20 protein-coding genes and 1 other annotated feature are annotated in these 23,642 nt (G+C 44.4%); of the genes, 5 read left to right on the top strand and 15 right to left on the bottom strand.

Annotated features, from left to right (window positions below):
- Positions 1–11: 11 nt before the first annotated feature.
- The 3 genes from ACFPRA_RS16180 to pepV form a co-directional block, all read right to left on the bottom strand.
- Positions 12–1,004, bottom strand: coding sequence for a nuclease-related domain-containing protein (locus ACFPRA_RS16180; RefSeq protein ID WP_381436914.1), 993 nt, complete (start codon positions 1,002–1,004; stop codon positions 12–14).
- A gap of 35 nt (positions 1,005–1,039) precedes the next feature.
- Positions 1,040–1,894 (bottom strand): D-amino-acid transaminase, encoded by an 855-nt coding sequence (gene dat, locus ACFPRA_RS16185; protein ID WP_381436917.1) that lies wholly within the window; start codon positions 1,892–1,894, stop codon positions 1,040–1,042.
- Positions 1,895–2,393: 499 nt separating this feature from the next.
- A complete protein-coding gene (pepV, locus tag ACFPRA_RS16190; protein WP_381436920.1) occupies positions 2,394–3,776 on the bottom strand; it encodes a dipeptidase PepV in 1,383 nt (460 codons plus the stop codon).
- Between the two features lie 282 nt (positions 3,777–4,058).
- On the opposite strand from pepV, the gene ACFPRA_RS16195 reads away from it, so the two are divergent.
- Positions 4,059–4,280, top strand: coding sequence for a DeoR family transcriptional regulator (locus tag ACFPRA_RS16195; RefSeq protein ID WP_381436923.1), 222 nt, complete (start codon positions 4,059–4,061; stop codon positions 4,278–4,280).
- Positions 4,281–4,336: 56 nt separating this feature from the next.
- On the opposite strand, the gene ACFPRA_RS16200 is transcribed toward ACFPRA_RS16195, so the two are convergent.
- Both ACFPRA_RS16200 and ACFPRA_RS16205 read right to left on the bottom strand, forming a co-directional pair.
- Entirely contained in the window at positions 4,337–5,050 is a 714-nt protein-coding gene (locus ACFPRA_RS16200; protein ID WP_381436926.1) for a pseudouridine synthase, read from the bottom strand.
- Between the two features lie 5 nt (positions 5,051–5,055).
- A complete protein-coding gene (locus ACFPRA_RS16205) occupies positions 5,056–6,672 on the bottom strand; it encodes a putative polysaccharide biosynthesis protein (protein ID WP_381436928.1) in 1,617 nt (538 codons plus the stop codon).
- A 285-nt stretch (positions 6,673–6,957) separates the two neighbouring features.
- Here ACFPRA_RS16205 and ACFPRA_RS16210 point away from each other — a divergent pair, with 285 nt between their 5' ends.
- The gene (locus ACFPRA_RS16210) at positions 6,958–8,223 is read left to right on the top strand and encodes a BaiN/RdsA family NAD(P)/FAD-dependent oxidoreductase (RefSeq protein ID WP_381436932.1); all 1,266 of its coding nucleotides are present in this window, start codon (positions 6,958–6,960) and stop codon (positions 8,221–8,223) included.
- A 365-nt stretch (positions 8,224–8,588) separates the two neighbouring features.
- Here the strand turns inward: ACFPRA_RS16210 and leuS are convergent, their stop codons facing one another.
- The 8 genes from leuS to ACFPRA_RS16250 all read right to left on the bottom strand — a co-directional run bounded on the left by leuS (position 8,589) and on the right by ACFPRA_RS16250 (position 17,899).
- Positions 8,589–11,006 carry a leucine--tRNA ligase gene (leuS, locus tag ACFPRA_RS16215; protein WP_381436935.1) on the bottom strand — a complete coding sequence of 806 codons (2,418 nt, stop codon included), beginning with the start codon at positions 11,004–11,006 and terminating at the stop codon, positions 8,589–8,591.
- A 50-nt stretch (positions 11,007–11,056) separates the two neighbouring features.
- Positions 11,057–11,273, bottom strand: a binding site (T-box leader).
- A 43-nt stretch (positions 11,274–11,316) separates the two neighbouring features.
- Entirely contained in the window at positions 11,317–12,084 is a 768-nt protein-coding gene (locus ACFPRA_RS16220) for a 3-hydroxybutyrate dehydrogenase (RefSeq protein ID WP_381436937.1), read from the bottom strand.
- A 74-nt stretch (positions 12,085–12,158) separates the two neighbouring features.
- Positions 12,159–13,481, bottom strand: a complete 1,323-nt coding sequence (locus tag ACFPRA_RS16225; RefSeq protein WP_381437585.1) for a GntP family permease — start codon at positions 13,479–13,481, stop codon at positions 12,159–12,161.
- Positions 13,482–13,847: 366 nt separating this feature from the next.
- Positions 13,848–14,285, bottom strand: coding sequence for a hypothetical protein (locus ACFPRA_RS16230; protein WP_381436940.1), 438 nt, complete (start codon positions 14,283–14,285; stop codon positions 13,848–13,850).
- A complete protein-coding gene (locus ACFPRA_RS16235) occupies positions 14,285–15,106 on the bottom strand; it encodes a DUF3100 domain-containing protein (RefSeq protein WP_381436942.1) in 822 nt (273 codons plus the stop codon). The genes ACFPRA_RS16230 and ACFPRA_RS16235 overlap by 1 nt, the downstream gene beginning before the upstream one ends.
- 24 nt (positions 15,107–15,130) lie before the next feature.
- Entirely contained in the window at positions 15,131–16,000 is an 870-nt protein-coding gene (locus ACFPRA_RS16240) for an NAD(P)-dependent oxidoreductase (RefSeq protein WP_381436945.1), read from the bottom strand.
- A gap of 29 nt (positions 16,001–16,029) precedes the next feature.
- The gene (locus ACFPRA_RS16245) at positions 16,030–16,413 is read right to left on the bottom strand and encodes a carboxymuconolactone decarboxylase family protein (RefSeq protein ID WP_381436948.1); all 384 of its coding nucleotides are present in this window, start codon (positions 16,411–16,413) and stop codon (positions 16,030–16,032) included.
- A gap of 13 nt (positions 16,414–16,426) precedes the next feature.
- The gene (locus ACFPRA_RS16250) at positions 16,427–17,899 is read right to left on the bottom strand and encodes an aldehyde dehydrogenase family protein (RefSeq protein WP_381436951.1); all 1,473 of its coding nucleotides are present in this window, start codon (positions 17,897–17,899) and stop codon (positions 16,427–16,429) included.
- A 274-nt stretch (positions 17,900–18,173) separates the two neighbouring features.
- Here ACFPRA_RS16250 and ACFPRA_RS16255 point away from each other — a divergent pair, with 274 nt between their 5' ends.
- Positions 18,174–19,529 carry an HTH domain-containing protein gene (locus ACFPRA_RS16255; RefSeq protein WP_381436954.1) on the top strand — a complete coding sequence of 452 codons (1,356 nt, stop codon included), beginning with the start codon at positions 18,174–18,176 and terminating at the stop codon, positions 19,527–19,529.
- Between the two features lie 105 nt (positions 19,530–19,634).
- On the opposite strand, the gene ACFPRA_RS16260 is transcribed toward ACFPRA_RS16255, so the two are convergent.
- Complete coding sequence (locus tag ACFPRA_RS16260) at positions 19,635–20,822, bottom strand: MDR family MFS transporter (protein ID WP_381436957.1); 1,188 nt, start codon at positions 20,820–20,822, stop codon at positions 19,635–19,637.
- 147 nt (positions 20,823–20,969) lie between these two features.
- On the opposite strand from ACFPRA_RS16260, the gene mnmL reads away from it, so the two are divergent.
- Positions 20,970–21,929: a tRNA modification radical SAM protein MnmL/YtqA gene (gene mnmL / locus ACFPRA_RS16265; protein ID WP_381436960.1), complete on the top strand. Its 960-nt coding sequence runs from the start codon at positions 20,970–20,972 to the stop codon at positions 21,927–21,929.
- Positions 21,926–22,513 carry a tRNA 5-(aminomethyl)-2-thiouridylate-methyltransferase MnmM gene (gene mnmM, locus ACFPRA_RS16270; protein WP_381436963.1) on the top strand — a complete coding sequence of 196 codons (588 nt, stop codon included), beginning with the start codon at positions 21,926–21,928 and terminating at the stop codon, positions 22,511–22,513. Before mnmL ends, mnmM begins: the two co-directional genes overlap by 4 nt.
- A gap of 288 nt (positions 22,514–22,801) precedes the next feature.
- Here mnmM and ACFPRA_RS16275 read toward each other — a convergent pair whose 3' ends face one another.
- Entirely contained in the window at positions 22,802–23,524 is a 723-nt protein-coding gene (locus ACFPRA_RS16275) for an SDR family NAD(P)-dependent oxidoreductase (RefSeq protein WP_381436966.1), read from the bottom strand.
- Positions 23,525–23,642: the final 118 nt, after the last annotated feature.

Raw genomic sequence — 23,642 nt, forward strand, 5'->3', positions numbered from 1 at the left:
CTCTTTTCTATTCAAAATTCTTCTTTGTTTAGTTTTTCACTGTCGTTTTGTTCTTCATCCGCATCAAAGATCCTACTTATCGAAGTGCTCTGCCCGACATCCAATATCGCTTGGGCAGCTTTAAACTGGGAAAACTTCATCGGGGTCACTGACTTTTGCAGAGCGGCAAACCATTCAGGATAGGAGCGTCTGTCAATCATTTTGACATCGAAAGACGTCCCTGGATAATCGATAAAGCCATTGCGAGACAACAAGTACTTCTTGACGGGAAAGTCGATATCCGACGCCTTAAAAAGTCCGCTGATGATTTTTTCCATCCGGTTCAAGGCGATTAATGGATTGAGCAACTTTGTCTCATTTTCTCCGAATTTTTTTATCCAAAACCGTTCCCCTCCCCCGACAAATGCTGCTACATCTTCTTCTTCGAGGACGGTGATGCACATGCATTCAACAGGAGTGACAATGATGATATCCAGTTCAATAGGCGCTTTTTTCAATAATAGAATCGGGTAATAGAAAAGCAAATAATTATCCGGAAGCTGTTGGGCAAAACTGCGTAATAAGGAATCCCGCATGAAGCGTGGATCCACACGGGACCTGTCCATCAATGTGGAGCTTGCCCATTTGATCTGAAAATGGAACAATTGATCGATATACAGTTTCCTTAATTGTTTCAAAGTGGTTGGATTGTAGATGATGTTCGGATTAAATCCTAAGTCCGGCTCTTCATCCTTTTCCATCTCTTTCGATTCAAGTTCTTCCTCCTCCGCTGTTTTCCGTTGCCCGAACAACCGGAAAATCGGGGAAAACCATTTTCCGTTCCCCCGCTCTTCAGGTTCCTCCTCCACTTGCTGATGCCACTCCGTCAAATCCGCTCCGTTTTCCCATTGGGCTTTCATCCGCTCCCATTGATATTTCTTCAGGCGAATATATTGCGTTGGGTAACGGGATAAATCCTGTTCATAACGCGAAACATAGTCCAACATTTTAACGAGTTGCGCCATTTTTCACCACTCTCCTCACAACCGTGCGTAATCAATCATTCACCTGGGACGAATGCTGGGAATTGGGTTGCAAACGCTTTTTGTAAGTCGACCGTAAAAGCACCTGGTTTGCCAGTACCGATCGGTCGTCCATCAATTGACGTGATCGGTGTAATTTCCGAAGTTGTCGATGTTAAAAAGAACTCATCCATCGCAAATGCTTCGTCGAGGGTAAACGGCGTTTCCTCCACCTGAATCCCCTGCTCACGACATAGTTTCAGGACGACTTGACGTGTAATGCCATTCAAGATCAGATTGTTCGCAGGATGTGTATACACCTTACCGTCTTTCACACCAAACAGATTGGATGACGAACCTTCTGTTACCACCCCGTCCCGATGAAGGACCGCTTCGGTACATCCCGCTTCGAACGCTTCCTGCTTTGCCAGCACATTGCCGAGCAAGTTCAAACTTTTTATATCACAACGCAGCCAGCGGACATCTGCAACGGATTTAACGGGAACTCCATTTCCAATCGCCTTTTCGGGCCGTGGATTATTCACTGCATAGGCGATGACAACAGGTGCTACAGTTGGATCCGGGAACTGATGGATCCGCGGTGCAACGCCTCTTGTCACTTGCATATAGACATGCCCCGTCCCGATTTGGTTGTCTTGTACAAGTTTTTTAGCTATTCCAAACAATTGTTGCTGCGTGAAAGGGATTGTCAGTTTGATTTTCATTGCACTTTCAACTAATCGATTCAAATGCTCTTCAGCAGTAAATAGCTCGCCCTCATATACTTTTATCACTTCATAGACACCATCACCAAAATAATAACCTCGATCTTCCACAGAAATCTTCAGATTTTCTTTTTCTGTAAATTGACCATCAACAAAGTAAATTGCCATTCGTCATTCCCCTTCCCAATTCTCTTCATTCAGCAAATGTTTTTGTAATGAAAGCGAAGCGGCAGCTACAGAAAACTCCCACCTCTATAGGTGGCGAGATGAATGCGGTACTGTTTTCCTGTTCAGCGGGTGTCCAAGCGCCCGCTGAACGAATAATGGAAGGCAGTCTAAGTGCGCGACGTCCTAAAAGGAAAGTGCCTTAATTTCTGCACAGATCGCAGAAATTAAGGCAAATCGAACCCTTCGCTGTTCGATTCGCAACGACTGCATGACCTACATCCTGTAGACCCGCGGATGTCACAGATTTTGAAAGCAGTTAATTCTCCAAAAGCGTAGGGCGCCTGCCTAGGAGCGGCAGGCATAAGGAGAAGATGCGGCGTGGTGCTTTTTACCACAGAACAACTTTGACTTATGACCCGAGCTCCAGGCGCCCGAAGACTAGACGTGAGCGTTGCTCAATTCAAAATCTGGACGCAATCACGCCGAGGCGCGATTGATCTTATAACAGTCGATTGATGGCATCCGCATACATGGCAGTTGCCTTTAATAAATCTTCAATATAGACATATTCATTCGCTTGGTGTGCGACGTCCTCCCGGCCTGGAAAAAGCATTCCGAACGCGACGCCTTTTTCAAGAACACGCGCATACGTCCCCCCACCAATTGCTAACAAAGTCGCTTCCTCATCCGTATGATCGGTATAAACAGCTTGCAACGTCTGGATCAGCGGGTCTGTAGCATCGACATGATGAGGAGGTGAATTGGACTCAACATCGACGGTGAACGGTGAATTCGTTAGACGCGCCATACAAGTCGTCATTTTTTCTTCAAAAGGGTAAGTGACGGAATAGCGCATGCTGACATGCACTTCGCCCATCGTTTCCGGATGAAAGGAAACTACACCCGCATTGAGCGTCGTATCGCCCGACACTTCATCATTGAACGCCAGCCCTAGAAAATGTCCACGTGTTTCACTCCCAAACGCTTCCGACATGAATTGGGTAAAGTTTTTCGACGATCCTTCCACGAAGATCCGATTCAAGAACGATGCAAGTAGCACGGCTGCATTCACGCCGTCATCGGGTTCCATCGCATGCGCCGATTTGCCATGGAGCGTAATGATCGTTTTCCCATCCACTTCTTGCAAATCACCTATCACATCATGGACATTCAGAAATGTCCGGTATTGTTCACCAATCTCCTCGATTCTCGCTGTAATATGCGCCTCTGCATAGTCTGGCACCATATTCGTCCGATTCCCAGATTGGAAGCGCAATAATTGACCATCCGGGTCTTCCGCTCGTTGTTTGAATACGAGCATTGCAATCCCTTTTTCAGCGTTGATGATCGGAAAGTCGGCATCTGGTGCAAACCCGAGTGTCGGCATCTCCTCTTTTTCAAAATACCGGTCCATACAGCGAAAACCACTTTCCTCATCTGTTCCAATAATAAGGCGAACCCGCTTATTGAACTTTCTCCCAGAATCCTTCACGATCTTCATCGCATGCCAAGCGGCAATTGTCGGACCTTTATCGTCTATTGCTCCCCGGCCAAACAACTTGCCATCCGAAATGGTTCCTTCAAAAGGGTGAGTCGACCAATTACCGCCAGCCGGAACTACATCGACATGGCAAAGGATTCCGATGATATCGTCTCCTTCTCCCATTTCAATATGTCCAGCCCGATTATCGATGTTTTTCACAACAAATCCTTCTTGGCGTCCTTGTTCAAGCAACCATTCAAGCGCACGTTTGGGCTCTGGTCCGAATGGGGCATCCGGCGTCGCCGCATCCTCATCGAGGACGGAAGGTATGGCAATCAATTGCTGTAAGTCTTGAATCAGTTGTGCTTCTCTTTTCAATGCTTCCTGTTTCCAATTCATTATTCAACACACCTTCTTTCGTCATCTTTCTATTTTCACACGGAAAGCGCTCAAAAGAAAGAATTACCTTCGCCATTGATTTTTTTACAATAACTTCATGTAATCCTTACAAAAAATATGTTATACTAGTATTGTCAGAAGATTTGATCTGACAATATTATTTGCATGATTGCCAATGGAAAGGATGTGCAGGGTCGGGGTAGTTTCAGTACAGCTAAGGCAACATTCATAAGTCTCATGACCATGTTTTTGGAAAATGATGATGAAGGAGTGGGTCAACACTTGAAACCTGCAACTGATCGTATGCTTACACGTATCAAGGATGTTTATCTGTACATTCTTGATAACGGTACCGTTACAACAGAAAGCTTGGCCGAAGAATTTGGCATCACTCACCGTACCGTTCAACGGGACTTGAATGTCCTCGAATACAATGAGCTCATTATGAGCCCGGTCCGCGGTAAATGGACGACGACAGCAAAAAAAGTGAAACTAACCTCTTGATTTCTGCATATCCTTATCAGAAGAAGGCTGAATCGCGTAAAGCGGCTCAGCCTTCTTCATGCTAGTTCCTCAAGCAGCGCTATCTCCTCTACCGTCAACTCCCGATAGGCACCTAAGCCCAACCCTTCGTCCAAAGTGAGCGGCCCCATCGATAAGCGTTTTAAATAGACAACTTTCTTCCCAACCGCTTCGAACATCCGCTTCACTTGGTGGTACTTCCCTTCTGTTATTGTCAATTCGATCTCAGATACAGGAGCTGATTTGAGAATGGCCAGTCGACCAGGTTTTGTTTCATAACCATCATCGAGGATGACCCCTTCCTCAAACCGCTCCACATCTTCTTCTGTGACGATCCCCTCAACGTGAGCAAAATACGTTTTCGGCACCCCTTTTTTCGGCGACAATAAATTATGTGCGAGCTTCCCGTCATTCGTCAGCAACAGGAAGCCTTCCGTGTCTTTATCCAACCGCCCGACCGGAAACGGTTCAAAATGGCGGAATTCCGCATCCAATAGATCGATCACGGTCGGATCCCTCAAATCTTCCGTAGCCGACAACACGCCTTGCGGTTTGTTCATCATCAAATATATAAATTCTTTATAGACCACTTTTTCACCGAGGATCGTTACCTCATCTTTATCTATGTCAATATGTAAAGCCGCATCTTTCACGGTTTCTGTATTGACACGGACCGCGCCTTTTTTCAAAAGTTGCCGTACCTCTTTCCGTGAACCATAACCCATATTTGACAATAATTTATCCAAGCGCATATCCATCATCTCCTAAAGCCAAGCTTGTTCGTCAATTTAGTCAAACGATTTCCAAATAGTTTTTGTGCAAGACCGGTTTTAAAAGACAGATAACCGTAGACAGCTGCTCCCACCATTGCACATAGTAAAACATAAAGGAGCGCATGCATTTTCCCATCCGCCTCACTAATCGCTGTTAAACCTTTCAGCGTGAGCGCCACTGTTATGAACATGACCAGGTTTAATAGCCCAATTAGGATCAATCTTCTGAACACCATTTTCGAACGATAATGAAGCGTTTTTGTAATAACAGCGATATTCAAACCGACTGCGATGGCATATCCGATGGCGGTAGCGGCAATCGCTCCATCCGTCTCGAACAATTTAATAAGTGGTATGTTCAATACCAATTTGAACAGCAAGCCGAGCAGCGATGTGAAAACAATCCATTTTTGGCGGTCAATCCCTTGCAAAATCGCCGCCGTGACCGTGAACAAGCCGAACAGAATGGCCACAGGTGCGTAGTGTGCCAGGATTTCAGATCCCGCCGCACTCTTGCTGTACAAGAATTGATAAAGTTCATCCGACAACACGATCAATCCGATCACCATCGGAACTGTCAAAAACAACATGATCTGATAGGTTTGATCAAGAGAACGTGTAATCCCCTTTTGATCATTTTTCGCATAATAACCCGTAATGACGGGGATGAGCGCCATTGAAAACCCTGTTGCGACCATCACAGGAATCATCACAAACTTATGTGTAAGGAGATTTAACATCGCAAAATAGGTGTCTGTCACATTTGCCAATCCAATTGATGCCATTGCATTGTTAAAGGTGATCATATCGACAAACTGATAAAGCGGATTGATGACCCCGACAAGGACAAACGGTAAAATATAGGCAAATACTTCCGTATACATATCTGTGATGGATACCTTACTGGCAGAAGGACTATTGGCGAGCAGATGATCGAATTCAGGCTTGTAACTTCTCCAATACTTATAAAGGACGACCAAACCGGCAAGTGCTCCGATAAACGCCGCAAATACAGCAAAATTCACTGCAGTCCTCGGGGATTCATTCATGAAATTGACGACGATGAAAGCCCCTACGAGTACAACGACAATCCTTACAATCTGTTCCACCAACTGTGAAACCGATGTCGGCATCATTTTATGATTCCCTTGCAGAAAGCCACGCACAATGCTCATGATCGGAACGACTAACAATGCAAAGCTCACCCAACGGATCACACCCGCGATTTCTTCCACTGTAAAAATTTGTTCATCATTTCTCCGCACAAGGTGCGCGAGCGGCTCAGCTAGAAAGTACAGCGTTAAAAAAGAGAGTATGCCTGTAAGGGCCATCACCAGCATGCCCGATTTCAGCATTTTCCTCCCCGTCGCATAATCTCCAAGCGCATTATATTTTGAAACAAATTTCGAAATGGCGAGCGGAGCACCCGAAATGGCAATAGAGAGCGCAATATTATAAGGGATATAGGCATATTGATAAAGGCCGATATTTTCCTCTCCGACAATTGCATAAAACGGCATAAGGTATAAAAGACCGAGCGCTTTAGATAAAAAGAGCCCAATCGTCAAAATGGCACTGCCTTTGACAAGATTCGATGACATATGTAATCCTTCCAATCTCCATAAAGTGAAACTTCAATTCGTGAGGACATACCCTCTACCGATTTAAACGAACAGCAAGAAAGCTTACGGCAAAGCCTCTGTAATCGGCATCTGTGAATCGGACATTGACAGATCATATCCCTTGCCTTTCAACAGTTGATGGCGCTTTTTGTCCGTTCATGCGGCTAAATCCACTTTATACAGTTTACCCTCAGTCGACATTTTTCACAATGCATTGCCGTTATTTGTGTATAATGAGAGAAAAACCGAAAGCGTGGTTCCACTATGTATGACGTTATTATCATCGGCGGGGGTCCCTCTGGATTGATGGCTTCCATTGCAGCCGCTGAAAAAGGAAAGAAAGTTCTCCTTCTTGAAAAAGGAAAAAAACTTGGTAATAAACTGGCCATCTCAGGAGGCGGGCGTTGCAATGTGACCAATCGGTTGCCGCAGGAAGAAATCGTGAAAAACATCCCCGGGAACGGCCGATTTCTATACGGGCCATTCTCTGTCTTCAACAATGAAGATATCATCCGATTTTTCGAAGGCCTTGGGGTCGCTTTAAAAGAAGAAGACCACGGGCGTATGTTCCCTGTGTCCAACAAAGCGAAAGACGTAGTCGATGCCCTCCTAACGGAAATGGCCCGTTTGAAAGTCGAAGTGAAACTCGAAACACGTGTCAAAAAACTTTTAATGGATGACGAACGTATTCTTGGCGTACGGCTCGATTCCGGCGATGAAATCCGGTCAAATGCGGTCGTTGTCGCAGTCGGCGGCAAGGCGGTCCCTCAAACCGGTTCAACAGGGGACGGCTATCCTTGGGCAGAAAAAGCAGGTCATACAGTGACAGAGCTCTATCCGACAGAAGTGCCTTTATTATCCAGCGAACCTTTCATCGTCTCTAAAGAATTGCAAGGACTGGCCCTTCGTGATGTGGCGGTATCTGTCCTGAACGCCAAAGGCAAAACATTGATCACTCACCAAATGGACATGCTGTTCACCCATTTCGGCTTAAGCGGCCCAGCCATATTGCGGTGTAGCCAGTTCGTCGTCAAAGAACAGATGAAAAACGGGAAAGGCCCAGTTGAAATGCGCATTGACTCACTCCCTTCCATGAATGAAGAGAAAGCCTTTCAACTGCTCCATTCTACACTGAAAGAAGATCCAAAAAAAGCGGTGAAAAACGCATTGAAAGGGATCGCTCCGGAACGATGGTTGCTCTTTTTATTTGAACAGGCGGCTATTGATCCTACTGAAACCGGAGCTTCCATGTCCGCTGAGAAAATTCGTTCACTCGCTAAATTATTAAAAGCTTTTTCGATGAAAGTCAACGGCACACAACCGATTGAAAAAGCTTTCGTCACTGGCGGCGGTGTTTCCGTGAAAGAAATCGTCCCAAAAACCATGGCTTCCCGCAAAAGAGAGGGACTCTATTTCTGCGGAGAAATCTTAGATATCCACGGCTACACTGGCGGCTACAATATCACATCCGCTCTCGTCACCGGAAGAATCGCAGGAATGAGCGCCGGCGAATACGCGACCAGTCTATAGTATATGCAATAGGCGCCTGACTAAATCTGTCGGCGCCTATTTATAGGTTGTAACAGCGGGGAGTGAGGAATAAACTCCCTATAACTGGTTCAAGTAATCATACATTGTTGGTTGACGCTCTATTATTCTACTTAGTGATCATACTCTTTGATTGGCGCTCTTAGAATACTAATAGCGATCATTAACTTTAAATTGCGCTCTATTACTTCTAACGATCATTAACTTTGGATCGCGCTCTATAAGCCCTTCAAACAATCATCCCCCTTAAAAATCTCGCATAAAAACCAGACAAATAATCACCAACAACTCCCATCACCTAAAAAAAATCCGCAAGAGCGATAAACGCTCCCGCGGATTTCATGTGATTAGCCAGCTACAACGATATTGATCAGTCTTCCAGGAATTGCGATGATTTTCTTCACGTCTTTTCCTTCCAGAAGCTCTTTCACTCGTTCGTCGTCAAGGACACTTGTTTCAAGTTCTTCTTTCGTTGCATCTTTTGAAACAACGATTTTCACGCGGACTTTACCATTAATTTGAACGGCCATTTCAACCGTGTCGTCAACCAGTTTTGACTCATCATACGTCGGCCATGCTTCATACGTAATAGTATCCGTATGGCCCAATTTCTCCCATAGTTCCTCTGCTAAATGCGGAACGATAGGTGAAATCATTTTCACGAAGCCTTCCACATATTCTTTTGGAATTGAATCGACTTTGTAGCCATCGTTAATGAATACCATCAATTGGGAAATAGCAGTATTATTACGCATTCCTTCAAAGTCTTCCGTCACTTTTTTCACGGTTTGATGGTACACTTTTTCAAGTTCTCCACCTGATCCTTCAGCGATTTTCGTGCTTAAGGTACCGTCTTCATTGACAAATAGACGCCAGATGCGATCTAGGAAGCGCCTTGCTCCGTCGAGACCGTTCGTTGTCCATGCTTTGGATCCTTCCAATGGTCCCATGAACATTTCATACAAGCGAAGTGAGTCTGCGCCATGTGAATGAACAATATCATCTGGGTTAATGACGTTGCCTTTCGACTTCGACATTTTTTCATTGCCTTCTCCGAGGATCATCCCTTGGTTGAACAATTTTTGGAACGGCTCTTTCGTCTGTACAACACCGATATCGTATAGCACTTTATGCCAGAATCTTGCGTATAGAAGATGGAGCACCGCATGTTCCGCACCTCCGACATAAATGTCAACCGGCAACCAACGTTTTGCCAATTCTGGATCGATGATCATTTCGTCGTTATTTGGGTCGATATAACGCAAGTAGTACCAGCAGCTACCCGCCCATTGCGGCATCGTATTCGTTTCGCGACGGCCTTTCATGCCCGTTTCCGGATGTACAACATTCACCCACTCTTCGATATTCGCAAGTGGTGATTCGCCTGTCCCACTCGGTTTGATATCATCAGTGACCGGTAATTTCAGCGGTAGTTCAGATTCGTCAAGCGGAGTCATTGTGCCATCTTCCCAATGGATGATCGGGATCGGCTCGCCCCAATAACGTTGTCTGGAGAATAACCAGTCACGCAAGCGATATGTGATCTTCTTCTCGCCTTTACCTTGTTCCACAAACCAAGCAATCGCTTTTTCAATCGCTTCTTCTTTGCCTAGACCATCTAAGAATCCGGAATTGATATGAGCTCCGTCTCCTACATAAGCTTCCTGTAAAATATTGCCGCCCGCAACCACTTCAATGATCGGCAGGTCAAATTCCTTTGCAAACTCATAGTCCCGTTCATCATGGGCTGGAACCGCCATGATAGCACCTGTTCCGTATGTAGCCAATACGTAGTCTGCAATCCAGATCGGCATTTTCTCGCCGCTCGCCGGGTTGATAGCATAAGCACCTGTGAATACGCCCGTCTTCTCTTTCGCTAGATCGGTACGTTCAAGGTCACTTTTCATTTTCACTTCATTCAAATAATTCTCAACCGCTACTTTCTGCTCGGCTGACGTAATTTTTTCAACGAGCTTGTGTTCAGGTGCAAGCACTGCATATGTCGCTCCGAAAATCGTGTCCGGACGTGTTGTGAATGCTTCGAACGATAAATCCGTTCCATCGATGTCGAACGTCAATTGTGCCCCTTCTGAACGGCCGATCCAGTTGCGCTGCATATCTTTCAAGCTTTCCGGCCAATCCAATTCATCGAGGTCTTCTAGCAAACGATCGGCATATTCAGTAATGCGCAATACCCATTGGCGCATCGGACGGCGCTCGACCGGATGCCCTCCGCGCTCTGATTTCCCATCAATTACTTCTTCATTGGCCAACACAGTGCCAAGTGCCGGACACCAGTTCACCGCTACCTCATCTACATAGGCCAGGCCTCTCTTATACAATTGGATGAAAATCCATTGAGTCCACTTGTAATATTTCGGATCTGTCGTATTGATTTCACGATCCCAGTCATAAGAAAAACCGAGGTCATTCATTTGACGTTTGAATGTCGCGATATTTTTGGCCGTAAATTCAGCAGGGTCATTCCCCGTATCAAGGGCATATTGTTCTGCCGGGAGCCCGAATGCATCCCACCCCATCGGATGCAACACATTGTAACCTTGCTTCCGTTTGAATGAACTTAAAATATCCGTCGCAATATAGCCAAGCGGATGCCCGACGTGAAGCCCGGCACCTGATGGATACGGGAACATATCGAGAGCATAAAACTTCGGTTTTGAAGGATCGTCCGTCATCTTGAACGTGTGGTTGTCCTTCCAATATTTCTGCCATTTCTTTTCAATCTGCCCATGATTATAACTCATCTGACAATTCCTCCTATTCAAAATAAAAAAAACTCTCGTCCCTTAACAAAAGAAGGGACGAGAGTTTTATCCATACTCCCGCGGTACCACCCAAATTGACGACAAAGCCGCCCAACTTGAATCCTTAACGCGGAAAACGGCATTGATTACTAATCATTCACCAATGCAGGCTCGTAGGCGAGTTCATCTTCGTCGTACAAGCTTTCACCAACCGCCTGCTCTCTAAAATCGATCGTACAGATTACTAATCCTCTTCAACGCCCAAACTATTGGTTACAGTGTACCCGAATTGTTGGTGAATTACAAGCTTTCATTGAACTGTATACCCGCCGTCAAGCACGACGGCTTGCCCGGTCATCCCTTTCGCCCCTTCACTGGATAAAAACAGCGCCAAATCCGCTATTTCCTTTACATCCAACAGCCGTCTTTGGGGCACGAGCGGGTAAATCACTTCTTCCAGCACCGACTCCAGCGGAACATTCCTTGTTTCCGCTAAATCTTGCAACTGATTGCGAACGAGCGGCGTGTCCGCATAGCCTGGACAAATGGCATTAACGGTTATTCCGTCCGCTGCAGTCTCCAATGCCGCCACTTTCGTCAATCCAATGACACCATGCTTGGCAGAATTGTAAGCGGCTTTTCCTGCAAAGCCGACCAAGCCATTAATCGATGCCATATTGATAATACGTCCAAAACCATTCTTCCGCATATGTGGCAGCACAAGTTTCGTCGCCACAAAGGGGGCCGTCAACATGATTTTTACAAGCAGTTCAAATTTTTCAGTCGGAAAATCTTCGAGCAAAGCGACATGTTGCATCCCCGCATTATTGATTAATATATCGATACGTCCAAATTGTTCGATCGCATCATCCATCGCTTGTTGCAACTCGGATTCAGAAGTGACATCGCAATTCAAACCGATCGCATCTTTCCCAAGACTGGCTGCCGCTTTCTCCACAGCATCCCCATTTAAATCGGTCAGTACTACTTTAGCCCCGGCCTGTGAAAATTCTTTCGCAATTTCAAACCCGATCCCCCGAGCAGCCCCCGTAATCAAAAGCACTTTCCCTTTTACCATGTCCATTCTCCCCCTCAAATCAATTAATTCGAACCGTTAAAAAAGCCGCCATCAGCGGCTATTTTCATATTTTATTATATCCCTAGTCCCAATGAGAATAAAACAATAGCGATGACAACACCAATGGCTGGAACTATAACGGTTACTGCCCCGACTGCTCCATACGCAGCACGATGCGTTTCACCACAAATCGACTGGATTGTCGTTACAACATAACCATTATGCGGAAGTGAATCAAGTGCACCCGAGGAAATCGCCACAACGCGGTGCAAGGCTTCTGGATTGACGCCCATATCCATATAGTGTGGCGCCAATAACGGTAATGCAATTGCCTGACCTCCCGATGAAGATCCTGTCATCCCCGCAATAACGGAAACGGCAATTGCTGCACCGATTAACGGAGAGCCCGGGATACTCGTCATTGCATCCACCGCCGTCTGGAAAGCAGGAACATTTTTTGCCACTCCTCCAAAACCGACGACTGCTGCTGTATTCCCAATGGCAACGATGGCCCCAAGAGTGCCGGCAGAGACAGCCCCTCCGAAATTAGCTGAGTATTTGCGTCCTACAAAGTAGGTCGTGATGACTCCGCCTAAAAGTGCAACGATCAATGCGGATTGTGCAAGGGAATCATGGAAAGCAAATGATATTCCTAATACAACAAGCAGAGGAATCATTGACAAGAACGGATTTGGCAACTCGCGTGTCGTATCGAAGTTCGGATCCGTTTCCCGATCTAAGAACCGTTCTCCTCTGTTTAGAGCTTTGGTGACCATCTTTTTTAACCACCAATAGCCAAATACAGCCATAAAAACCGCGACAATCGCACTAACTTGCCAACCTGCCCACGGAGACGTCCCTAAAAATTCGATAGGAATCCAGTTCTGAATTTCCGGCGAACCTGCTGATGTCATCGTAAAGGTTACAGAACCAAGTGCAAGCGTCGCAGGTATGAACCTTCTTGGCAAATCAGCTTGTTTAAACAGAGAAATCGCCATCGGATAAACAGAAAAGGCAACGACAAACAAACTTACCCCGCCATACGTCAAAACAGCACATGCCGCAACGATTGCTAAAACTGCATATTTCATCCCTAATGTCTCGACAAACCATTTGGCGACAGCATCCGCAGCTCCGCTATCTTCCATCGCTTTTCCGAATACAGCACCGAGCAAGAACATCAAATACCATGACATGATAAATCCCGTGAACCCCGTCATATAGCTCGTAACAAAGTTTGCTTCATCCCCTATAGCAAGCTGTGAAAATAATGGCATCCCACTCATTATGGCAACAAAGAGTGCAGATATCGGTCCGACAATTAAAATATTAACCCCTTTCATCGTCAAAAAGATCAGTAATGCCAAGCCACCGATAAGACCGATCATACTTAAGATCCCCATCACCATTCCCCCGAAATTTGTATTTTCCCAGAGTAAATCTGGCATTTTAATTTAGGCTTATTTTCCTCTCAACCTCTTCTGCAGAAGAATAGTTTAACTTCTTTACCCTGGAATAAGAGTGCTTTCATGCCTTATATCAAAGTCTTTCGGCTACTAACAGTAAGACGTTAGATCAAAAAGGTAATCTTGGAAACCAGTTTACTTTTGCGAGATTTCTTGACTCACAAGGATTATACGTCCAAATCGACAAATGTATTCGTTGTGAGAAGTCTGTAATCTTAAGAGGATAAAACCAATCAGTGAAGAAACCAAAAAAGCCCTAAACAATTCAAATTTGTTCAGGACCTTTTTAGTAGAATTTTAGAATCTTCCTTGTATTTTAAATACAATTTCTGCAAACAATGCTGCGAAAAGGAATGTCCCCGTATATACAACGAGTGAGATAACGACAATGCGCCAGCCTAGCTTTTTAAAGCTCTCCAGATCTTTACCAAGCGAAAGTCCTGCATAGGCTAAAATCGGTGTTGCCAGTGCCATAAAATTAATTTCCCCAGTCTTTTCCACGAGCCATCCATTTCCAGGGAAGATGGGAGTCGTTACAATGAGTGCAATGAGCGAAATCCATATGACAGACGGCATCTTTGGTAAAACGGCATTCAATGCTAAGCCGATAATGGTAATGATGACAATAACAATCATTCCTGGCAATGCCGCTATCGGAGATACCCCATAACCGACCCAGTTCCCCAAGATAGCAATGACCCCGATCAAAGCGAGTACTTTAGATTTTTCAATCATTATTTTGCTCCCTCCTTGCGCGTGCGTCCAATTTTCGGCTCAAGCCATTCGTATAGACGAGCTGTTACAGGTAGAGAGAAAAATACGCAAATATAAGTTCCCAAAATGGTCGTGATCAAGTTGGCTGCCGCTGCAAATAGAGCGATATCTTCTGCATCATCCGGGAAGGTGACCGCAAGTGCACCAGAAGCAGCCGCCATCATACTTCCGGATCCGACACCAGCGCCCATCGCCAAAGAAATTGGATGCAGAATGCCAAGACTTCCTAAAAATCCTGCAAGTATCGCCAAATAAATGGCACCGAATACCGTTCCACACACATAGACACCTAACGCTCCCCTACCTTCAGGTGAGTCAGCGCCATACTTTTCTGAAATAATCGCCAAGTTTGGCTCCCTATCTATGGAGAATGTTGCACCAATCGCTTCTCGCTTCATGCCGATCAGCAATGCAATCGGCAAGCCTATGGCAATCGTTCCGATAACATGTCCGACTTCCTGAAATGCCAACGAAAACCCAGCTTCGAAAATTTTCGGAAGGGATGGACCGAGCATCGTGCCCAACTTCGCGACAAATAACATGAACGATATACCCAATATTCCTGCAGCTTTTTTCATTTGCGCTTCGTTCAAAAGCTTCAACTTTGGGAAGCTGACAATTCCACCCAATATTAACACATAGAGCATCGGGAATAAGGCAACAGTTCCAACTCCTAAGTTAAACTGTTTAACTCCGATTGCTTCACCGAGTAAGACGAAAATTAGCACAATTATATGTAGTTTCCAATTTTTCGCCATACTCATTTCTTTTTTCTGTTTCATAACACGCCTCCTCACTTCATTATTCTATGATAAGCTCTCGATCACTTCAATAGCGGATGTTGTATCTTTGAAACCTTTTCCTGTTGCTTTTGCCGCTTCAAAGAGCTGATAAGAAAGAGAACCTAAGAAGGAGGGGGAAGCGAAAGAAGCCGCTGTCTTCATATATAGAGACAGATCTTTATGCATATGATTCAAACTAAACAAGACGTTTTCATATTCTTTTTGAATAATATTTTGCCCAAATACTTCGAAAACTTTTGTAGCGCTTCCTGTCGAAAGTACTTCAGAAAGTTTCTCACGACTAAGCCCCGCCTTTTCCGCGGTGATAAATGCCTCACCAAGACTGAGGATCATTGAAGATACGATCATATTATTACATAGCTTGGCAATTTGCCCGTTTCCACTTTCACCCAAGTAATGAAGATCTTTTCCAACAACCCGTAAGATCGGCTTTATTTCTTCAAACTTATCGCGATCTCCGCCTATCATCAACGTAAGAGTACCATTATTCGCTCCATCTGGTCCCCCACTTACCGGGCTGTCAAAATAATAAAGATTTTTACGTTTTGCTTGATTTGCTAACTGAATGGCCGTATCCGCATCTGTCGTACTCATATCAATAATGACTGCGCCTTCTTGAATCGTATTAAAAACCCCATTTTCTCCCAAGAAAGAGTCATTCACAATGTCTACTGTTGGCAATGAGGCAATGACAATTGACGCTTCGCTGCTAAGTTCCTGAAGCGAAGCGGCTGCAATTGCCCCATTTTGCTTAATCCATTCCACTGTTGCTAGATCAGGATCATAAACTACAACCTTATATTGTTCACCTACATAACATTTTGTAATACCTTTTCCCATTAATCCACAACCAATTATTCCAATTGTCGTCATTTCAGCGCCCCCCTTGACATTGAACGAAGTTAATCGTTTGTTTCCTTTGAATTAAAATACTCCATGGCCGTCGCAATGCTATTTCCTGCTGCTGGTACGCCACAGTAAACAGCACATTGTAAGAGCACTTCTTCAATTTCTATTTTTGTACACCCATTTCTGATTGCACCGTCAAGATGGATTTTCAATTCATGCTGATAATTTAAAGCCGTTAAAAGAGCGATATTGACTAAGCTTCTCGTCTTACGATCAAGACCGGGACGATTCCAAATATCCCCCCAACAATACTTCATTGCCAACTCGTGAAAAGAACGATTAAAATCATTCGTATTTGCAATGAAATTTTCCACATTTTCTTTCCCTAGCACTTCTTCGCGCGCTTGAAACCCTTCTTTAAAATCATTCGGATTCATCTGATTCTCTCCCTCACTTGTTTTGAAATGGTCCGACATACTCGCCGTAATTCACCCAAATTGTTTTCAGTCGCATATACTGCTCCATTGCCTCCATCCCTTCCTCGAGCCCAATTCCGCTATCCTTATATCCGCCATAACCGGAGCTAGGGGAAAGTGTGTGGACGGTATTGATCCAAACAATTCCGGATTCAAATTTACTTGCCAAATCATGCACTTTTTTCACGTCGTTCGTCCACAAGCTCGTTGCCAGTCCATATCTCGTCCCATTGGCAATTTCCAAAGCCTCTTCCTCATCTTTAAAGCTGATGACAGAAAGGATAGGACCGAATATTTCTTCCTGCGCAATTCGCATATCAGGCGATACATCTGTGAAAATAGTCGGACTCATAAAGTAACCGTTCTCAAACCCTTCTAGGTGCAATCGTTCACCGCCACATAATAGAGTAGCCCCTTCAGCTTTTCCAATCTCTATGTAATCTTCAATTCTCTTTAACTGCTTCTCTGTGATTACAGCGCCAATTTGTGTTTGTTCGTCAAAAGGATCACCGATTCTTAACTCTTTGACCCGGTTCAATAATTTTTCTAGAAATTGTTCTTGAATAGCCTCATGGATGAGAAGTCTTGTCCCCGCTGTACAGGTTTGCCCTTGATTCATGAATGCGGTAAATAAAGTGCCTTCTACCGCGGCATCCATTGTGGCATCCGGAAAAACGATATTCGCAGTTTTCCCGCCTAATTCAAGCGTAGAAGATTTAATGCCACTATTATTTGCCAAAATCTTTTGTCCTACTATCGAAGAGCCTGTAAAAGTTACTTTCTTAATATCCGGATGTGAAACAAGCGCTTCCCCTGTTTCCGGCCCTCCGTTGACTACATTGAATACGCCAGGAGGCAAGCCTTCTTCGACTGCAATTTTAGCTAACAGAATTGCGGCTAGAGGTGCTTGTTCAGCGCTTTTAAGGACAACTGTGTTACCACACGCTAAAATGGGGGCAATTTTTGTTGCGACATTGATCATCGGATAATTCCATGGGACGATCGCACCGATCACTCCGTACGGTTCTCTAACTGAATAATTTAAGAATGACGAAGAGGTCGGGATAGTCGCTCCCCTTGCATACTCGGGAAGGGCAGCAAAAAAATCAAATAATCTTGCCACCGCTTCTGTATCGCCATAAGTCGTATGACTAATCGGCCGACCTGCATCCATTGTGTCCGTTCGTCCAAAAATCGCTCGATCTTTTCGGACCCTTCGCGCAATATTTCTCAAAATATCCCCTTTTTCAGACGGGCTCATGTTTTTCCATTTTTCAAAAGCCTGTTTTGCCGATTGGACAGCTCGATCGACATCCTTCTCCGTCCCTGATGAGACACGCGCTATTTCTTGACCCGTAGCCGGATTATAAGAGGGAAAATCATTTGCAGCCAGGCTCTCTTCTACCCCATTGATAAAATGTCCAACTGTCAAAACTGTCTCTGTCATTTGTTAGTCCCCTTTACTCGTTTTTCAGCACAACTTTTTCACTCAACAATTAATTATTGACAAGGTTGATTAATAGTCTTTAATTTAGTGATTAACCATATAGTAGGGCATTTATTTCGAAATTGCAAGCTCCTTTTCCGAATAGTTATACAAGTGGAATTTATCCGTCATGCGCTTCAAAAGGTAAAGCAGTCTTTCTTTCATTCTGAAAGTTTGGCCTATATACTAATAGCAAGTGGAATGAATAGTGAAACTGAAAGGAGGCTTATTTCTAATGGTGACAAAATTAGTAGTTGGCATAATAGGTCCGAAAGACTTGGTCAGACAAGTTGCCGATCAAACGAATTTACAAAAACTTAAAAACATTGAATTCAAGCCTTTTATAATCCAACAGGTGGAAGAAACGAGCAAACTTGATACAACTCAATTACATAACTGCGATCTGCTGTTTTTCACGGGGCAAATGGCTTATAAAGTTTATTTGGAAAACAGACCTGCTTCTTTCCAAAATGAAAATGTAATCCCTATTATCCTTCGCTTTGATGGCTCTGCACTTTATAAGACTTTGTATGAATTAGCAATGGAAAATGCAGGAGCACTTCCCTCCTTTACCCCATTTACCATTGATGTATTGAGTCAGTCAGAAGTGCATGAGTCGTTGAAAGAAGTACATATATTTGAAGAAAATATCATTACAGTGGAAGGACACTCCACCTTTTCAACAACTGAATGGGCGGATGTTCATGAAGGATTTTACAATGAAGGAAAAAGTAAATATGCTATTACATGTATAACAAGTGTTGCGGAGGAGTTAAAAAAGAGAAACGTCCCCGTTAAACGGGTCATGCCGACCCATGCTTCAGTCAATGCAGCACTCGAACTTCTATACGCCAATTCACAGATTTTGCTTAATAGTCATTTGCAAACCGTTGCGATGATGATTAAATGGCATGAGTCTGATCGTAGACCTCAAACCCGCTACGATTTTTATCGGCAAAAGTTAAAATTTGAACAAAACATACTTAATTTCTGTGAAGATCTGAAATTATCTTTGACTTTCGCTAATGACAATCAGGCAAATATTTATACAAATAAATTGGAATTTAAAAAGTATACGAATGGATTCCGGAGTTTTCCACTCATTCATAAATTGGAAGAAGAATTGGGAAATCGAATTTCTATAGGAATAGGCATTGGTGTTGACAATTCAAAAGCGGAGTATTTTGCCGAAAAAGCAATGAAATTCGCAGAACTTAAGAAAAGTTCCTGCGCCTATATCACTTTTCCAAATGGGGATATTCATGGTCCACTTCAACATGTAGATAGTTCACCGCTTACTTTCACGACAAGTTTAGAAGATGATCGATTAAAAGCAATCTCCACTAAAGCAAATTTAAGCGCGGTTACGATTTCCCGCCTTGTCTCCTTGTTGCAACAAAATAACAATGATCAGTTAACCGTCCACCAACTTGCCGAAGCTTTCAATGTATCGTTAAGAACGGCTAGCAGGCTTTTAAAACAATTGGAAGTGGCTGGGTTTGCAAAAGTGAACGGCGAAGAACAACCACCAGGACGAGGAAGACCGAGAAAAATCTACCAAATAAACTTATCAATTGAATTAATGGAGTAACCCGGAAACCCAGCCAAGCTATTGAAAAATATCTAATTGCCACGGTAACGCCAACAAAGTATAGGCAAAAAAAAGAGGATCCCGAAAAGGGTCCTCTTTTGAATCCTATCCTTCATACTCCGACTGCCCCCCTACCTTTCTTAAAGGTCGATCATAGAAGAGGCTTGTGCAAATCGGGATGAGCAAAAAGGCTGTGATCACGAATAGCATCACTTGCACCCCATACTGGTCTGCAAGGACCCCTCCGAAAAATGGCCCAAGCATCCGACCGATCGTCGCAAAGGAGTTCACGATCCCTTGATAAAAACCATCTCTCCCTTTCGGCGACAGCTGATTAGCAATCGTTGGAACCGCAGGCCAAACGAACATTTCGCCAAATGTCAAAATCACCATAGCAACGACGAATACCTTGAAAGTGCCGGCAAAACTGAGCACGATAAAGGATGCGATAAAAATGATGAGACCTAAAAGCATCTGAGCCTTGATCCGGTGCTCCAATCGCCTGATAATTGGCTTGATGAGCGGTTGCCCAAGTACGATCAGCAAGCCATTGACTGTCCATAGCAAACTATATTGTCTCAACGTAATGCCGATGGACAAGGCATGCGCTGAAATCGTAGTCACCCATTGAGAATAGGCAAGCCACATGATCAGATACCCACCTGAAATGATAAGCAATGCGTAAAATGGAGCTTTTTGCTGTATTTTCTTTCGCTCTTTTATAACACTCGTATGGCGATCCGGTGCGATTTCCAAATTTCGATAACCAAAAAAAGCGAGCATGAAAAAGAAGACATAAAAAAAGAGATTTGCTGAAAATATATAATCGATACTTATAGAGGCAACTAGTCCAGCTAAAGCAGGGCCAATCGCAACGCCGACGTTCTGAGCAAGATAAATCGAATTGAATGCTTTCCGTCCGCCCTCTGGCCAAAGCGTTCCAACCATCGCAAACATACTCGGGAAAATAATACCGCCGCCAAAGCCGAGCAATGTTAAAAACCATACATAATGAGGCCATCCATGCCAAAAAACTAGACCTACAAGAGCAAATATGGAGATGATGATCCCTGAGAGGATTGATTTAAATCCGCCGATCCGGTCAAATAGTACTCCCCCAAGCAAATTCCCGACAACGCCAGCTCCCGAATTCGCCATGAGGACAAGCCCTGCAACGGATAACGACTTGCCTAAATAATCATGCATATAGATGGTGTTCAATGGCCATAGAAATGAATTCCCCATGACATTGATCAGCATACCGATAATGAGCAACCAAACCTTTTTAGGCATGCCATCATCTCCTTTCTACAATAAACTTACTTAGAGTGTATGCTTTTCCTATCATTTCGACAAGGAGAACAGGAAAAGTTCAGCAATTCAGATGATACAGCATCCCCAGAAACATGATACAATCTACTGTTAGAGGAGTTGAACCATATGGAAAACATCGAGTTACCGTTCCCTTCCGAAGGGAAACGTTATCATACATGGTCACGTCATCTAAAAGATGAATTTGGTTTCAAAGTATTTAAAGTGGCATTGGATGCAGGGTTTGATTGTCCCAATCGGGATGGGACTGTCGCGTTTGGCGGTTGCACATTTTGCAGTGTTGCGGGATCCGGTGACTTTGCAGGTGATCGCGTCGATCCGATTGACATCCAATTTGCAGAAATCCGTGATAAGATGCACCAAAAATGGAAAGACGGCAAGTATATGGCTTATTTCCAAGCCTATACGAATACGCATGCTCCCCTGCCTAAACTGAAGGAGAAATTTGAGGCAGCTCTTACACAAGAAGGGGTCGTCGCCTTATCCATCGCAACCCGTCCAGATTGCTTGCCGGATGATGTTGTCGAATACTTGGCAGAGCTGAATAAACGGACATACCTGTGGGTGGAACTTGGCCTACAGACCGTCCATGAAAAAACTGCTAAGCTTATTAATCGTGCACATGATTTCGCAACCTATGTGGAAGGGGTCGAGAAGCTTCGCAAGCATGGGATTCGCGTTTGTTCGCACATCATCAACGGCTTGCCACTCGAAGATTACGATATGATGATGGAGACAGCGCGTGAAGTTGCAAAACTTGATGTTCAAGGCATCAAAATACATCTCCTACACCTATTGAAGGGAACGCCGATGGTCAAACAATATGAAAAAGGACAATTGGAGTTCCTAGAAAAAGAACAATATATCAACCTTGTTGCCGATCAACTTGAAATCTTACCTCCAGAAATGATCGTTCACCGCATTACAGGTGACGGACCGATTGACTTATTAATCGGGCCGATGTGGAGTGTAACGAAATGGGAAGTGCTAAACGGGATCGACAAAGAACTCGTACGACGCGGCAGCTGGCAAGGAAAGCACTATGCAAAGGCGGTGGAACAACAATGAAACTGCTTCGCGTACTTCCATTTTCAAAATATCTACTCAGTGAAACGATCGTGGCAGGTGAAACAGTTGTCGATGCAACAGCCGGTAATGGGAACGATACCCTCTTTCTGGCCGAACATGTTGGAGCCGAAGGACATGTTTACGCGTTCGATATCCAACAAGCCGCCCTGGACTCGACAGCTGAACGTCTAGGGGAACTGAATGAACGCGTTTCGCTTATTCTCGATAGCCATGATAATGTTGAACAATACGTAACAGGACCGATTGGCGGCGCCGTTTTCAACCTCGGCTATTTGCCTTATAGCGATGATTTGTCAATCGTGACGAAACCAGAAACGACGATTAAAGCAATCCATACGTTACTCGGCCTATTAAAAAAAGGCGGCATCATTGCTATCTCTGTCTATGATGGTCATGAAGGCGGAAAAGAAGAGCGGGACGCATTGCTCAGCTATGTAAAAACACTGCACCAAGCGGACGTCCACGTCATTCGCTACGAATTGTTAAATCAGCGCAACAACCCACCTTTCCTCGTAGCCCTCGAAAAGATGAGAGACTTTGAAACGGTCAAACAAGTGGATTGATTGAACAAAAGCGCAGGGCGCCTGCCTTAAAGGAACGTAGTCTAAGTTCGCCGCGTCCTGAAAGAAAGTGCCTTAATTTTTTCAAAGGACGCAGAAATATGGCAAATCGAACCCTCCGCTGCTCGATTGGCAACGACTGCATGACCCACATCCTGTGAGCCCAAGAGGCGCTTTTTGCCTCACAGCCAAAACGGCTTATGACCCGAGCGTCTGGCTCCCGGAGTCTAGACGAGAAGAAAAGGTTGCCTAATGTGGGGCAACCTTTTCTTTATAACGTGCATCCATCTTTCAGAAGTGACGAATATCTGCAATCGGACCTACTTTTCGAAAGTTTTCTTTTTCCATAAAGCTGATCAACTTTTCAGCCGTTTGTTGTGCACTACTTAATAATCCCTTTTCTTTATATTCGACAAACCGATCCAACAATGGAAATGCCTCTTCATGACTCGACCGAATCGTTTCCTGCATCCCCGTGTCAATAATACCCGGCGCGATGGAAACGATGTCTACCGGATAGTCAACACTTGCTTGTTCCAAGGCGACAACACGCGAAAAATGGTCAAGGCCCGCCTTTGTCGCACAATAGCTTCCCCAGCCCTCATATTCCTTTCTTCCTGCTCCAGATGAAATATTGATAATTCGCTTCTGTCCTTCAAAACCAACCAAATTTGAAATGAAAATATTTGAAAGAATCATCGGAGCTGTCAGATTGAGCGCAACTGCTTGACGCATCATGTCTGCATCAACAGCGCCAATCAGTCCGATCGGCTCCACCATCCCAGCATTGTTAATAAGCGTGAAGGAAGTCGCTGTTTCGCAATGATCGTCAATAATCTTCGAAAGTAGCTCTTCAAGATGTTCTGTAGCCGACAAATCTGCTACTACAAAATCTTTAGAATCTACTTGGGGCGTCCTTGCTATGCCGATCACCTTGTTTCCTTTTTCTCGAAGCTGTTTCACCAGTTCATATCCGATTCCTTTTGAAGCACCCGTCACAATATACACTTCCATATAACTCTCCCCTTTCATCCACTATCATTCATACTACTATACAGTGGCTTTCGTTGATAGACCGACGAATTGAATGCCCAAAAACAACCAAAAAACCAATTCTTCCGAAGAAAAATTG

This window comes from Sporosarcina soli (assembly GCF_042655805.1).
GTDB lineage: Bacteria > Bacillota > Bacilli > Bacillales_A > Planococcaceae > Sporosarcina > Sporosarcina soli.